The organism is Leucothrix pacifica (assembly GCF_003172875.1).
Lineage (GTDB): Bacteria > Pseudomonadota > Gammaproteobacteria > Thiotrichales > Thiotrichaceae > Leucothrix > Leucothrix pacifica.
On record NZ_QGKM01000023.1, the window covers coordinates 1 to 12,342 of the forward strand.

A 12,342-nucleotide genomic window follows, 5' to 3' on the forward strand; every position below is an offset into this window, starting at 1 on the left:
AAACGGCAACAGGCCCTAGTCTTTAGATACTGCTTAATAATTATTAATTAAGCAATCCGCGTGAATAGATTTATTAATCACCAAACGTGCGTTGGGTAAATCATTTAATTCAGCACGAGCTAATGCGGCCTCTTCTGTCAAGCCATGATCCAACCAACGCTGCAATAAGCGTTGTTGCAGGATCTCTTCCGGCACACATAATGACACCGTTAGATCAAACAGTGGCTGTAGTTGTTGCCAGGGCGCTTGATCCAACAATAAGTAATTTCCTTCTGCCAGAATCACTTTAGTCTCAGGTGGGATCTCAATCGCGGAAGCGCGGGACAGGTCTGCTTTGCGGTCAAATAGCGGGGCATAAATCGTATCATCGCCTCGTTTGATACGCTGAAGTAAGTGAGCATAAGCTGATGCATCAAATGTCTCAGGACTGCCTTTGCGCGGAAGAAGCCCTCTTCTTTCAAGAATTACATTATCAAGGTGAAAACCATCCATGGGGACGACCACCGCACCATCAAGTTGATCAGCTAATTGCGCGACAAAGGTGGATTTACCGGAAGCAGGTGGTCCCGCAATGCCAACAATGACACGTTCATTACTAACAGCTAACCCCTTCACCTGATCCAGCAATTCATGAATATCAGACATATAGCAAAATACCTCTATTTAAGAATCCTATTACTTCATCACAAAAGACACCGGGCCAGAATGTACCGCACGTTTCCGGCGAAACTCGCTGGGTGTTACACCTTTGATTTCCAAAAAGCGCCGGTTAAAGTTGGCGACATTATTAAATCCAACCTTATAACAAATCGTACTGATGTAGTGTTCCGTGCTCATGAGTAGTTCGCAAGCATAACGCACACGAAGATGATTCATATAATCTGTAAACGTTTTGCCGGTAGCACGGCGAAAATCACGAGAAAAGCTATTAGCAGTCATGCCAGCATACTCCGCGACCTGCTTCATAGTGAGCGGATTATCGTAATTTAATGCAATGTACCCGATGGCCTTTTCGACTTTATGAACCTGACTGCCAGACTTTAAACGCTGGTAGTGAGCACTAGATAAGAGGCGATAATGTTGGTGTGAGGATAAGCGGTGTAGCAGTTGCAAAAACACACTGAGCCTTTCAACACCGGACATTTCCCGAATTTTATCAAGACTTTCTTCGACATCCCGACTTATGCGCTGAAATTCAATACCATATTTCGCGCGCTCAAGTAGTGGCATTAGCTCATGCAGCTCAGGGAAAATCAAACTGGTTCGGCGCAATGGTTTATCAGTAAACAAGAGCACTTTATCAACTACCTTAGCCGGTCCTCCTTCAGGGAACTCTTTAGCAATCCACTTGTATGGCAGATATGGCCCTATCAGCACTAAATTACCGGGCCTAAACTGCCCGATATAGTCTCCGATAAATGCTCTGCCAGATGTTTCCGTTATCAGATGAAGCTCATAGTCCTGATGTTGCTGCCAACGCAAGGACTGTTCCAATTGCGCTTCGCCATCTAAAAAGTGCACATAGTCACAGTCATCTGCTGCATCAGAAGCAGTGTTCTGGCTTTGTTTCCAGTCATAACTGACATCTACGACGTCAGGATACGTTATTATGTTACCTACTTCTTCATGAGAGACAGACAATTGTTCTAAACCTCAGGCAGTTGTGTCACCGATTAAAAATAAGTGAAAAGGCAGCAATCGCGAGTGCTCACGATTGCCACCTGGTTTATAGCCAAACGCCTTATTTGAGCGGGGGTCAATCAGGTGTATGGATTATAAACGTCATTGGGTGGATCCATCGCACCAGTCATGATTGCTACCGCATCTGACATACTGATTGTTTTTGGGTCTACCACGGCACAGCGTTTTCCCAAACGATGGATATGAATCCGGTCAGCTACCTCAAACACATGCGGCATATTGTGACTAATCAAAACGATTGGCGTACCACGAGACTTAACATCCTGAATCAGCTCAAGGACCTTGCGTGATTCTTTCACCCCCAACGCAGCGGTCGGCTCATCCATGATGATTACGCGACTACCAAATGCGGCGGCACGTGCTACAGCCACGCCTTGTCGTTGTCCACCTGATAAGGTTTCTACTGCCTGGTCAATATTCTGAATGGTCATCAAGCCGAGCTCGCTGAGTTTGTCGCGGGCGAACTGTTGCATCTTGGGACGATCCAACATACGGAACCACTTACCCAGAACGCCTTCTTTGCGAATCTCACGACCCAGAAATAAGTTATCTGCGATAGACAGCGCCGGTGACAGTGCCAGATTCTGATACACTGTTTCGATACCACTATCCCGCGCCTCCATAGGGGAATGGAAATCGACTTTCTCACCATCCAGCCATACATCGCCGGAGTCCGGAATTGTCGCACCAGAAACAGCTTTAATCAGTGACGATTTACCTGCCCCATTATCGCCAATGACCGCCAATACCTCACCGGGATACAGTTCAAAATCAGCGTGGTCTAATGCCGTTACACGGCCGTATCGCTTGACTAATCCTTTGGCCGATAAAATAGGTTGAACACTCATGACGACACCTTCCTTACCCACTGATCAAACGCAACTGCAATAATAATCAACCAACCAATAGCGAATACCTGCCAAAGCACATCCACACCTGCCAGCGCCAAACCGTTACGGAATACACCTACAATTAATGCACCGATGATCGTACCAACCACCGAACCACGGCCACCAAACAAACTGGTTCCACCAATAACGACCGCTGTGATTGCTTCGAGATTACCCTCATAAAAACTTTGTGGACTGATCGAACCAATACGTCCCACGGCAGCCCATGCCGCAATACCGCATAACAGACCAGCAACGATGTACACCGACATTAATATTCGTTTCGTTCTAATACCCGCTAACTCAGCCGCTTCCGGATCATCCCCTACTGCATAAACATGTTTTCCCCAGGCTGTGCGGTTTAGCAAATACCAAAACAAAATACACAAGAAAATCATTAAGAAGGAACCATAGGTAAACTGTGTTCCAAACACATCTACCCGTTCACCAAAGAACTTTAAGGAGGGTGCCGCCTTGTCGATGGACTGGCTGCGAATAGACTGACTACCTGAATACCAAAGGTTTAAAGCGAAAAAGATATTCCAGGTTCCTAAGGTCGCTATAAACGGTGGAAGCTTAAAGCGGGTAATCAACAGCCCATTCACGGCACCGCACACCATCCCCACAATAAACCCTAAAGGTATTGCTAAGAATGCAGGCACGCCTATGTTGACTGCAAAATTACCCATCACAACCGACGTCAATATCATGATTGCCGCCACCGACAGGTCAATACCTGCCGTCAGAATAATGAGTGTCTGGGCAATCCCCAGAATACCGATAATAGTCACCTGCTGAATAATCAACGACAGATTAAACGGTGTAAAAAAACGTTCTCCGGCAACGAAGCCAAAGCCCAGACAACTTAGTATTAATACAATCATTGGGACAATGGTAATGTTCCCATGAAGAATGTGCTGAATCTGCCCTAAAAAGCCACGCTTCTCAGTTTTAAACTCAGCAACACTCGTATCACTCTCATCCAACACAGTCTCAAAACTCTGTTTTGTCATGTTGTTCTCCACTCTTTAAACAAAAATCCCGCAACAGCCTAAGTCTGCTATTGCGGGATTTATTCCCTACTTTATAACGCTGACATTAGCCCCAGCAGAGCTTCATGCCTTCCTCTGAGCTTGTAGACTCCACACCATCGACTGGCTTATCAGTGATCAACTTGACACCCGTGTTAAAGAAATCCAAACCTTCAGAATTCTCAGGCTTCTTTCCGGACTTCGCGAACTCGGCAATCGCTTCAACACCCATAGAGGCCATCAATAACGGGAACTGCATTGACGTCGCACCAATCACACCATCTTTGATGTTTTCAACACCCGGGCAACCACCATCAACAGAAACAATCAATACATCTTTCTCACGACCAACTGATTTTAAAGCCTCGTAAGCACCTGCTGCTGCCGGCTCATTAATGGTATACACAAGGTTAATTGATGGATCTTTCTGTAGCAGGTTCTCCATAGCCTTACGGCCCCCCTCTTCACTACCACTGGTCACGTCATTACCTACGATACGTGGGTCATCTTCATCACCCATCTTTTTAGGGTCTTTAATATCGATACCAAAGCCCTGTAAGAAACCATTGTCACGTTGGTAATCTACGGAAATACCCGCAACACTTAAGTCTAATAGGGCAATCTTAGCGTCTTTGGCAGAATCGCCCATGGCTGCTTTAGCCCACTCGCCAATGAGTACGCCCGCTTTGAAGTTATCAGTAGCGAAGGTTGCATCGGCTGCATCCAAAGGCTCCAGTGGTGTATCTAATGCAATAACCAGCAGACCTGCTTTACGTGCAGCTTCAACAGAGGGAACGATTGCCGTTGAATCAGATGCTGTCAGCAAGATACCTTTAGCACCGGCTGATACGCAGTTTTCAATCGCCGCAACCTGAGTCTCACTGTCGCCGTCAGTTTTCCCCGCGAATGAACGAAGCTCCATGCCAAGCTCTTTTGCCTTAGCTTCAGCACCTTCTTTCATCTTTACGAAGAATGGGTTGGTATTTGTCTTGGTAACCAAGCAAGCAATATCTGCTGCTGAGGCTGGTGCAGCAAAGCCTGCTGCTAATAAAGAACCTGCGATTGCAATTTTTAGTGAATGATTTTTCATACTTCCTCCAAAGAATAAACAGCGGTACGGCCACCTAAATCCTATACAGACCGACCATGGAAAACTTAAACAGTAACTTCAGGTTCAAAAACGCCCGTTCGCCACTGCCTATTATTAAAACCCTACAAGAGAGTATCTGTCAATTAATAATTCCAAATGATTTATTAATTGACCTTGCAGACACCTATAAGCTAACTTAGAATCCGAGGCCATTACTTTTATACTCTTCCAGAGTGTCTAATATAGGAAACGTTTTATGTTTTTAGTTTGTGGCGAAGCACTGTTTGATATTTTCGTTGATGGCTCTGTGGAGGCCAGCAGCACTGAGCTTCCTCTGGACGCAGTCGCCGGTGGCTCACCGTTTAATGTTGCTATCGGTTTAGCGCGTCTGGCACAACCCACTGCCCTGCTGACAGGTGTTTCTCAGGACTTTCTCGGCCAGCGACTTATGGCTGTTCTGAAAAGCGAAGGGGTTAACACAGACTACATAGCCAGCAAAAATTTACCGACAACCCTCGGCTTTATTCAAAAAGATGAGCACGGTGTGCCTGACTACGCGTTCTATGGCAATGGCGCGGCTGACCGCTCGGTCTCTCTTGAAGATCTTCCGCAGTCTGCAGAGTTCTCAGGTATTCATGTGGGGTCTTATTCAATCGCAACCCCTCCGACCTCAGATTCATTACTGAGCCTGATTGAGAAGCACTCTGGTAAATGCCTGATCTCACTAGACCCCAATGTCAGACTCGGTGTAGAGCCAAATAAAGACATCTGGCGCGAGCGCGTGGCGTTGATTGCTAAGCATGCTGACTTATTGAAAATCAGTGATGAAGATTTCGAACACCTCTATCCTGAAGTCTCGTTTGAAGACAAAGCCAAGGAATGGTTAGCGCTCGGCATCAGCCTGGTGGTACTCACCAAAGGTGGTGATGGCGCACAGCTTTGGAGTCAGTCTTCAACAGCCAGTGTTGAAACACCTAAAATTACTGTTGCTGATACTGTCGGCGCGGGTGATACCTTCCAAACTGCACTGATTGATCAGCTACTTACCATGCGTGAAGCATCTACTGAGTGGTCATCAAAGCTAAGCGAGGAAAAACTCAAATCTATCGGTGAATTTGCAGCGGCCGCAGCAGCGATTACCTGTTCGCGCCAAGGCGCTGATCTGCCTAACCGTGATGAAATTTTAGCATCTATGAAGGGTGAGGCTTAATGCCTAAACTTCGTCAAAATCTAAGTCGCGGCACCAATCAAACGGGTGGTCGTATTTATAACGAGCGACTGGTTTTGTCGATAGTCCGTCATCAGGATGGACTGCCTAAGTCAGAAATTGCCCAACTTACCGGGCTTTCTGCACAGACTATTTCAGTGATTATGCAACAACTGGAAGCTGACCAACTGATTGTAAAAGGCCAACCACAACGTGGAAAAGTAGGACAACCCAGTGTCCCCTTTTCACTAAATCCGGAGGGTGCTTACTCCATCGGTTTAAAAATTGGTCGGCATAGCAGCGAATTAGTCCTGATGAACTTCGTCGGGAGTATTTTAGAGACCCGTGAAGTCAGTTATCGATACCCCGTTGTTGAGGCATTATTGGCGTTTGTTGAGGATTATGTTCCTGAGCTAATTGAAGCAATTGATGAGCCACTGCGTGATCGCATGGTAGGTATCGGCATCGCTACCCCATTTGAGTTATGGAACTGGGGTGATGAGGTAGGCGCGCCAAAATCCGTTATGGACGCCTGGAATGGCTTCGACATCAAACAAGAAGTCAGTCACGCAGCCAGACTACCGGCTTATATGCAAAACGATGCAACAGCAGCCTGTGCGGCAGAACTAACCTTTGGCAATGAAGACCAGCATGATAACTTTTTGTATATCTACATCGGCTACTTCATTGGTGGCGGGGTCGTACTAAACGGCAGTATTTTTGAAGGACCGAACGGTAACGCCGGGTCTTTAGGTGCCTTACCCATCCGAATCAGAAACCAGGGCGAACACTCCAGCGGTGATGCCCACCAACTGATTCGCGACACCTCAAAAATAAGCTTACAGCGATTATTAGAAGCAGCCGGTGAAGATGCTGGGTCTATTTGGGATAAAGAAAGTGACTGGTCGACACTAGGCGACACACTTGATACCTGGATTGATCGCTTAACCGATGATCTGGCCTATGCCATCGTATCTGCTATTTCCGTTATCGACTTTCCGGCCATCGTCATCGATGGGGATTTACCCGCATTAATCAGAACGCGGATTACACAAGAAGTCTCGGTAAAAATCGCTACCATCGATAAGCAAGGGCTATCCCCTGTGACCGTAGTCGAGGGCAGTCTTGGAAATAATGCGCGAGTGTTAGGTGGGGCATCGTTGCCATTACTGGCTAACTTCACCCGCAATCGAGATGTTGCTTTTGGTGCTGACCAGTAAGCACTGAGCCAACACCAATAAGCCTTTAAATGAAGCCTGAAGCAGACACTTCAGGCTATTTCCATGTTAGTTGGATTGCTTAAAAGTAATCGTTCTGATCGCCAACTTTCCACGGCGAATCTTGACCTTTTGATTCGTCACCAAACCACCGTAATTAATGCGAATCACGAACTCGCGTGGTGGTAAGTTAAATCTCGCCTTAGATGTTTGATTAGAACGACGAATCTCAGTCCCGTCCGGACGGTGTACTGAGATATCAGCAATCAATCCCTGCCCTGTTTCAGCAGACACAATGTTCACCTGTAAACCACCACGACGATTCGCTTGGTTTTGAGCAGGTCTTGGAGCTGCTGGCGTTTGTGCTTGGGGTGCCTGAGGAGCCGGGGCCTGAGTCACTGGTGCAGTGGGTGCAGGTATGACCGGAATTGGTGGAGGTGTAGCCGCTGCCGCAGGAGCTGCCGCTCGCTTGGTACTCATCTTGAAGACTTCACGACGTACCTGACCTTCACGAACAATCACCTGAACCGACTTATCTTCATAGCCTGTCGCACGAACCGTCACCTTATACTTTCCGGGTGGCAGCTTGTAGCCAATAGAGTCCACATAGGTTTTATTCGTGACGAGCTTGCCGTCAACCGTCTGTACATAAAAGTTAGACTTGATTGCCGCGTTGTTAGACGCAGACTGAGCAAACAACTCAAGTTTACCGGTCTTGGCAGTATTACTGTCAGCAGCACCGGCAGGACGTGAAGGCGCTGCAACTGCTGCTGGCGTGGCGGCAGGCTGAGTCTGAGCAGGACGTGGTGGTGTTTGTTGAGTAGCTGCAGTTGAAGTCGTCGCTGCCGCTGTTGTTGGTACCTCAGGAATATGGAATATCTCATGCATACCGCGGTTTGCAACAACCGTTACTTCAGTGACAACACGTGCTGTCCCCTTTCTAGCAGTAATACGATATTTACCAGCAGGAAGATTGAATTGCTGAGTGCTAACCCCTTTTACATTCTCAATATTCTCACCATTTAACTTCTGGATATAGAAGCTGGCATTGGTAGGTCGGTTACCAACTTTCGTCAAAGCAGATACTCGCAGACCACCTAACGCTGTGCTTGTGCCTGTCGCGGCATTCGTCACTGTTACTTCAGTGCTGGCTTCTTTAGCAGGCTGATCTACGCCATCCGCAGCAGGGTCTTCACTAGCTAACTCTTCGGACTCAGCAGCCTCTGCACGACTCTGCTCATCACCACTTTGCTCAGTTGCAGCTTGTTGTGCCGTTTGCGTTGTTTGTTGTTGCGCCTGCTGTTGGGCCGTATCTTCACCAGTACTGACCGGAGCTGTTTGCGTGGGAGTAACGACCTGAATCACCTCAGGCGCTTCTTCTTGCAATACAGGCACATCAAGCTCAAACACTTCCGAGCCATTCTGACCTTCAGACACTCCTAAGAAACGTACCAGTTTTGCATCACCTTGTGACACTGTGATTTTGTAATCACCGGCCGGTAAACTCAGCGTGCTGCTTTCTGTATTTTTTACCTGAGCAATCGCTGCCCCGTCACTATTTTGAATTAAGAAGTCAGCAGATGTTGCCTGACCATTCTCAGCGTTGACTGTGCTTAAGGTGAGTGTTCCAAACGCAGGAGACTGATTCGTTTCCTCGATTGCCACATCGGTGTCAGCACTGTCTTCGCTACCAAGCGGCTTTATCTTTATTGGTGAAGCACTGGTCCCCTGACCTGTTTGAGTTGCTGTATTTTGAGCATTGCCAGCTTGGGTAGCATCAGTCTGAGAGGCAGCATCTTGATTGGTAGAAGTCACCTGAATAGCAGGCGGCGTGACTTCTACGGCAGGCGTAGCGAGTTCAGCGGGTGCCGGAGCAACAACAGGCGTTGAACGAGCCACCTCATCACCGGAATCATTCATCATGTTTACAATGCCGAAACCAGCAAAAAACAAAATGGCTCCAATTATTACACCACTGATCAGGTACTTTAAGACCCGGGAAATATTCATCTAGCTACTCCAATAAAGCTGTCTATTTTTATGATGGCCTATAGTAGCAAGTGTTTGGGGCTGACCCAATGCCTTAATTGTTAATGTTTTGTGCAAATATTTCGGAGATTAATAGCAGCATTCGATGACACTACCCTATTAGAGCAGTAGACAGCGCCTGACGTATCACCATAATTAAGCATATTCTAATACTTGAAAGCTAACCCATGACTCAAGCCGCCCCTGTTCAAACACTCGCTGTCGATAATGAAGGTTTCTTGCTGTATCCGGAGGACTGGGATCAGGAGGTCGCGTTAAGGCTCGCGGATTCAATCGATATTGAAATGAATGACGAGCGCTGGGAAGTGGTCAACTTTGTACGTGATTACTTTGAAGCCAACCAAACTGTGCCCGAAGCACGTCGTGCACTCAAAGCAATGACCCTTGCCTTTGGCAAAGAAAAAGCCACACGAAAATACCTGTATCAGTTATTTCCCTATGGCTATGGGCAACAAGCCTGCAAAATCGCCGGTATGCGTAAACCACTCAAGCTAATGTTGGATATGTAAGATTACCCAGCCAACCAAAAGCTGCGGCCATCACCCGAATAAGGCTGTCGCGCCGTCCGCTACATACTGAACCGACAAAGCAGCCAACAACACACCTAACAAGCGCGTCAAAATCATCTTGCCCGTGCTACCGATATACTTATCTAATATCTCCGCCGCGATTAATGTCACTGCCGTCAGTGCCAACAGTACAAAGATTATCCCGATCAATATCAATACACCGAACCAATGATTTTCAGTGGTAGCAGCCGATAACTCAGACGACAACAGAATAGTCGCTGAGATAGTGCCCGGCCCCGCCAGGAGTGGAATCGCCAGAGGGAAAACCGAAATATTGGCAATGTGATCTTTCATCATCGACATCGACACCTCTTCCTTGCGCTCCTGACGTTTCTCATAAATCATTTCAAATGCGGTGTAGAACAGCAACAAACCACCAGCGACGCGGAACGCATCAATGGTAATGCCCATCGCATCCAAAATAGCCGTACCGGTTACGGCAAATAAGGTCAGTATGGCAAAGGCAACCAACACACCTCGAATCGCCACCGTCCTGCGATCAATCGTTGATAAACCTACCGTTAAGCCCAAAAACAGCGGTGCATTACCAATGGGGTCCACTGTCACAAACAGGGTCACAAAAGCATTTAGAATTAAGTCAAAAGATGGCATAAGCGATACACCTATTGCGCGGTTAAAATTGGCGAATATAACGCGATTAACCGGCTATTGATAGGCTAGTGATCTGTCATTTTCTGGCCTGCTACATTTACATTTAAATCAACCTTTTTGGTTGTCACTGCAAAGTTTATCCGCATAAAATGACGCTTTCGCACCACACGAATTCCTAACGAGGCAACACAATGATAAACAAACGTGAGTTTTACATTAATGGCGAATGGGTTGCGCCCGCTCAGGCGAACGACCTTGATGTTATCGACCCTTCTACCGAAGAAGTCTGTGCTGTCATTTCACTAGGTAATCAGGCTGACACTGATGCCGCTGTTAGTGCCGCTAAACAGGCTTTCGACAGCTGGAGCCAAACACCCAAAGCCGAGCGTTTGGCTGTTTTGGAACGCATCGCGGATATTTATAAATCTCGTGAAGCTGAAATGGCACAAGCGATTTCAACTGAGATGGGTGCGCCAATCGACATGGCACTAAACTCACAAGCCAGTTCAGGCTCGTGGCACATCCGTAACTTTATCAAAGCCTTTAAGGACTTTGACTTTGAGCAAGCACTCAATGACCACACGCCTAACGACCGCATACTTTATGAACCAATTGGTGTTTGCGGATTAATTACACCGTGGAACTGGCCAATGAATCAGGTCTCACTCAAAGTGATTCCGGCACTCGCCACGGGTAACACCATGGTGTTAAAGCCGTCAGAAATCGCGCCACTATCCTCTTTATTATTCGCTGAGATCATTCATGAGGCGGGTGTACCTGCCGGTGTATTCAATCTGGTGAATGGTGATGGTGTAGGGGTAGGCTCACAACTCACGCTGCACCCTGATGTTGATATGATTTCTTTCACTGGCTCTACCCGCGCTGGCACGGCAATCAGTAAAAATGCAGCCGATACCATCAAACGCGTCAGTCTTGAGTTGGGCGGTAAAGGGGCCAATATCGTGTTTGCAGATGCTGATGAAGCCGCTGTAAAACGTGGTGTTATGCATTGTTTTAGTAATACCGGTCAATCGTGTAATGCACCGACACGTATGTTGGTTGAGCGTTCTATCTACGATCAGGCGGTTGAAACGGCGATAGAAACAGCCGCTAACGCCTCGGTGGGACATTCAGCCGAACATGGTCGCCACATTGGCCCGGTGGTATCTCAAATGCAGTTCGATAAGATCCAACATTTAATTGGCGTCGGTATCGATGAAGGCGCTCGCCTGATCGCAGGTGGATTAGGTCGCCCGGATGGATTGGACAAAGGCTATTTTATCAAGCCAACTATTTTCGCTGATGTGAACAACCAAATGCAGATTGCCCGTGAAGAAGTATTTGGCCCTGTGCTGACGATGATTCCATTCGACACTGAAGAAGAAGCTATTCAAATTGCCAACGACACACCTTATGGCCTGACTAACTACGTCCAGACACAGGATGGCGCTAAAGCGAATCGTGTGGCTCGCCGCTTACGTTCGGGTATGGTGGAGATGAATGGCAAGTCTCGCTCAGCTGGTTCGCCCTTTGGTGGTTATAAGCAGTCTGGTAATGGTCGCGAAGGCGGCATCTGGGGACTGGAAGATTTCTTAGAAGTTAAAGCGATCAGTGGCTGGACACCGGAATAACCGGAACCACTCAATTGAATAAAGCCTTAAAATAATAAAACCGCTTGGTCGTAGGGGACCAAGCGGCTTGTGCGTACCAATTCTATCAAACAAGGGGTAAAGACAGATTGGGTGGTTCACGCTTTGCATAGCTTGTTTTCATTATTGACTTGCTTGAACATAGTGTAACGCACTTTGTTCGCCTTTTGTATTAAAAAATATTTATTTATCAAAAAAGCAAACAAAAGCCGATAGTAGGAATTTATTTGCTGAAGAAACACCCAGCCCAACCATTCATCATTTCAGATACTCCTTTAGTCACCTCTTACGGTTAATATTGCGATACTCTAAACCGCTCCGAGCCAG

Annotated in this window: 11 protein-coding genes; 4 read left to right on the forward strand and 7 right to left on the reverse strand. The window is 47.1% G+C overall.

Going from position 1 to position 12,342, the window contains the following annotated elements; genetic code table 11:
- Nucleotides 1-33: 33 nt before the first annotated feature.
- The 5 genes from DKW60_RS09590 to DKW60_RS09610 form a co-directional block, all read right to left on the reverse strand.
- Nucleotides 34-645 carry a nucleoside triphosphate hydrolase gene (locus DKW60_RS09590; protein ID WP_109837438.1) on the reverse strand — a complete coding sequence of 204 codons (612 nt, stop codon included), beginning with the start codon at nucleotides 643-645 and terminating at the stop codon, nucleotides 34-36.
- A 30-nt stretch (nucleotides 646-675) separates the two neighbouring features.
- Nucleotides 676-1,641, reverse strand: coding sequence for an AraC family transcriptional regulator (locus DKW60_RS09595; protein WP_109837439.1), 966 nt, complete (start codon nucleotides 1,639-1,641; stop codon nucleotides 676-678).
- A 119-nt stretch (nucleotides 1,642-1,760) separates the two neighbouring features.
- Nucleotides 1,761-2,549 carry an ATP-binding cassette domain-containing protein gene (locus tag DKW60_RS09600; protein ID WP_109837440.1) on the reverse strand — a complete coding sequence of 263 codons (789 nt, stop codon included), beginning with the start codon at nucleotides 2,547-2,549 and terminating at the stop codon, nucleotides 1,761-1,763.
- Nucleotides 2,546-3,604 carry an ABC transporter permease gene (locus DKW60_RS09605; RefSeq protein ID WP_109837441.1) on the reverse strand — a complete coding sequence of 353 codons (1,059 nt, stop codon included), beginning with the start codon at nucleotides 3,602-3,604 and terminating at the stop codon, nucleotides 2,546-2,548. The genes DKW60_RS09600 and DKW60_RS09605 overlap by 4 nt, the downstream gene beginning before the upstream one ends.
- 85 nt (nucleotides 3,605-3,689) lie before the next feature.
- A complete protein-coding gene (locus DKW60_RS09610; RefSeq protein ID WP_109837442.1) occupies nucleotides 3,690-4,712 on the reverse strand; it encodes a sugar ABC transporter substrate-binding protein in 1,023 nt (340 codons plus the stop codon).
- 256 nt (nucleotides 4,713-4,968) lie between these two features.
- Between DKW60_RS09610 and DKW60_RS09615 the strand changes: the two genes are divergently transcribed.
- Nucleotides 4,969-5,922 (forward strand): carbohydrate kinase family protein, encoded by a 954-nt coding sequence (locus DKW60_RS09615; protein ID WP_109837443.1) that lies wholly within the window; start codon nucleotides 4,969-4,971, stop codon nucleotides 5,920-5,922.
- On the forward strand, nucleotides 5,922-7,139 hold the full coding sequence (locus DKW60_RS09620; protein WP_109837444.1) for an ROK family transcriptional regulator: 1,218 nt from the start codon (nucleotides 5,922-5,924) through the stop codon (nucleotides 7,137-7,139). Before DKW60_RS09615 ends, DKW60_RS09620 begins: the two co-directional genes overlap by 1 nt.
- A gap of 66 nt (nucleotides 7,140-7,205) precedes the next feature.
- Here DKW60_RS09620 and DKW60_RS09625 read toward each other — a convergent pair whose 3' ends face one another.
- Entirely contained in the window at nucleotides 7,206-9,146 is a 1,941-nt protein-coding gene (locus tag DKW60_RS09625; protein WP_109837445.1) for a hypothetical protein, read from the reverse strand.
- Between the two features lie 206 nt (nucleotides 9,147-9,352).
- On the opposite strand from DKW60_RS09625, the gene DKW60_RS09630 reads away from it, so the two are divergent.
- Complete coding sequence (locus DKW60_RS09630; protein WP_109837446.1) at nucleotides 9,353-9,694, forward strand: TusE/DsrC/DsvC family sulfur relay protein; 342 nt, start codon at nucleotides 9,353-9,355, stop codon at nucleotides 9,692-9,694.
- A gap of 30 nt (nucleotides 9,695-9,724) precedes the next feature.
- Here DKW60_RS09630 and DKW60_RS09635 read toward each other — a convergent pair whose 3' ends face one another.
- Nucleotides 9,725-10,366 (reverse strand): MarC family protein, encoded by a 642-nt coding sequence (locus DKW60_RS09635; RefSeq protein WP_109837447.1) that lies wholly within the window; start codon nucleotides 10,364-10,366, stop codon nucleotides 9,725-9,727.
- Between the two features lie 191 nt (nucleotides 10,367-10,557).
- On the opposite strand from DKW60_RS09635, the gene DKW60_RS09640 reads away from it, so the two are divergent.
- The gene (locus tag DKW60_RS09640; protein ID WP_109837448.1) at nucleotides 10,558-11,997 is read left to right on the forward strand and encodes an aldehyde dehydrogenase family protein; all 1,440 of its coding nucleotides are present in this window, start codon (nucleotides 10,558-10,560) and stop codon (nucleotides 11,995-11,997) included.
- Nucleotides 11,998-12,342 lie beyond the last annotated feature (345 nt).

Coding starts and splice junctions, on each gene's coding strand:
- DKW60_RS09590 (WP_109837438.1), bottom strand. CDS start 645: ATGTCTGATATTCATGAATTGCTGGATCAGGTGAAGGGGTTAGCTGTT.
- DKW60_RS09600 (WP_109837440.1), bottom strand. CDS start 2,549: ATGAGTGTTCAACCTATTTTATCGGCCAAAGGATTAGTCAAGCGATAC.
- DKW60_RS09605 (WP_109837441.1), bottom strand. CDS start 3,604: ATGACAAAACAGAGTTTTGAGACTGTGTTGGATGAGAGTGATACGAGT.
- DKW60_RS09610 (WP_109837442.1), bottom strand. CDS start 4,712: ATGAAAAATCATTCACTAAAAATTGCAATCGCAGGTTCTTTATTAGCA.
- DKW60_RS09615 (WP_109837443.1), top strand. CDS start 4,969: ATGTTTTTAGTTTGTGGCGAAGCACTGTTTGATATTTTCGTTGATGGC.
- DKW60_RS09620 (WP_109837444.1), top strand. CDS start 5,922: ATGCCTAAACTTCGTCAAAATCTAAGTCGCGGCACCAATCAAACGGGT.
- DKW60_RS09625 (WP_109837445.1), bottom strand. CDS start 9,146: ATGAATATTTCCCGGGTCTTAAAGTACCTGATCAGTGGTGTAATAATT.
- DKW60_RS09630 (WP_109837446.1), top strand. CDS start 9,353: ATGACTCAAGCCGCCCCTGTTCAAACACTCGCTGTCGATAATGAAGGT.
- DKW60_RS09635 (WP_109837447.1), bottom strand. CDS start 10,366: ATGCCATCTTTTGACTTAATTCTAAATGCTTTTGTGACCCTGTTTGTG.
- DKW60_RS09640 (WP_109837448.1), top strand. CDS start 10,558: ATGATAAACAAACGTGAGTTTTACATTAATGGCGAATGGGTTGCGCCC.